General features: G+C 74.2%; 2 pseudogenes. Both read right to left on the bottom strand.

From position 1 onward, the window contains the following. Positions 1 to 856: pseudogene (locus AOK24_RS43480) on the bottom strand (hypothetical protein); the annotation flags it as partial. After that, positions 840 to 1,664 (bottom strand): annotated as a pseudogene (locus tag AOK24_RS43475) (hypothetical protein); the annotation flags it as partial. The pseudogenes AOK24_RS43475 and AOK24_RS43480, both read right to left, overlap by 17 nt.

Genomic DNA, 1,664 nt, shown 5'->3' with positions numbered 1-1,664 from the left:
CCATCGCCCCCGGCCCCGGACACCCCCGCAGCACGGCGGCGAGTTCCTCCGGCTGCCCCGGCGCCGCGAGGAACAGTTCCACCAGCCGCGCGGCGACTTCGCGGGCCTCGTCGCGGGGGGCCTGCGCGAAGGAGATCCGTTCGACGCCGGAGCCGCCCACGGCGGACCGGGGCCACTCGGGCACGCACACGAGCCGCAGCCGCGCGTCGGCCTGGGTGTCGAAGCTGGCGTAGGTCAGGGAGGAGTCCCCCAGCCACTCCCCCAGCATCGCGCACACCCCCCAGATGAGCAGCGGCGCGTAGTTGACGTTCTCCAGGTCGTGGACCTCCCGGCGCAGGAAGGTCAGCCGGTGTCCGGGCGTGCGGATGAGCTGGGCGACGGCGACTTCGAGGGGCGTGCGGATGTACGAGACGCAGTCGAGGTAGTCGGGCAGGGCCTGCGCGAACCGGTGGCGTACGGCGTCGGCGGGGACGCGGTCCAGTTCTCCGGACGCGTCGTCGGGCACGCCGAGCCAGTCCCAGTGCGGGTCGGCGAGGGTGATGGAGTCGCGGGCGGTGAGCAGCGCGGGGCTGCCGACGAGGGCGCGGGAGACGGTGGACTCCCGGCCGCGCGCGTCGAGCGTGGGGCGCCGGTGGACGACGACGGCTTCCCCGGTCCCGGGGTCGAGGCAGCGCACGACGCTGGGGCGCCGGCTCCCCGCGCCCTCGACGCGCAGCAACGGCGCGAGCAGCGCCCGGAGTTCCTCGGCGCGCGCTCCCGAGCAGGAGTGCGCGCTGGCGGCGATCCCGGTGACGTACCGGTCGCGGTTGCCCTCCCAGCGGAACAGCAGGAGGTCGGCCTCAGCGGAGTCCGCCACCGGCGACACCCCCAGCGGCCGTCTCCTTCGTGAACATGCCGCACATCGCGAGGAGGGACACCAGAGGCCCCAACACCCGGCGGGAGCGCACCCCTTGGGGGAAGTGGCTGTCGCGCGCGCTGCCTCCGGTCGCGGACGCGAAGTGCAGGGTGCAGCGCAGGGCGCTGTCGAAGGGCCGCAGCCAGCCGGGGTCGGCGTGCCGGCGCAGGAAGGCGTACGCGTCGCGGCTCTCCTCGCGCAGCAGCCGGGGGTCGTAGGAGGAGTCCTGGCCGAGCCAGCGGTCCACCGGGGGTTCGAAGCGCAGGAGGTCGGCCTTGCCGACGACGAGCGCGCAGGGGATGTCGAGGTAGCCGTCGCGCAGCGGGAGCCGGTCGAGGACGGTCTCGAACGCCGGGTCGCTGCCGGTGAGTTCGAGCCCGGCGTCCTTGCGGGGCTCGTCGAGGTGGGGCAGTTTGAGGGCGAGCAGCGGGTCGACGACGAAGACGAGGGCGTCGACGCCGAGGAGGAAGCGCAGCAGGCTGTCGGTGCGCATGAGGTCCTCGCCGCCGAGGTCGAAGAAGGCGACGGGCCGCACCTGCCGGTCGGCGCCGGTGAGCAGGAGCGCTTCGACGAACTCGGCGAACGAGGTCTGCCCGGTGGCCTCCAACTGCCGTCCCTGGCGCAGCCGTACGACGCGTTCGCGGACGAACGCGGCGTGGTCGGCGGGGTTGACGGACTGCCAGCGCACGCCGTAGGGGTCGAGGCCGCCGCCGATGACCTCGGCGACCATCTGGGTGAGGAGGTGACTCTTGCCGCTGCCGGAGGCGCC

It is taken from the genome of Streptomyces niveiscabiei, from assembly GCF_001419795.1.
In the GTDB taxonomy this organism is placed as follows: domain Bacteria; phylum Actinomycetota; class Actinomycetes; order Streptomycetales; family Streptomycetaceae; genus Streptomyces; species Streptomyces niveiscabiei.
The sequence above is the reverse complement of the archived record's forward strand: the minus strand, read 5'-3'. Positions and strand labels throughout refer to the sequence as shown.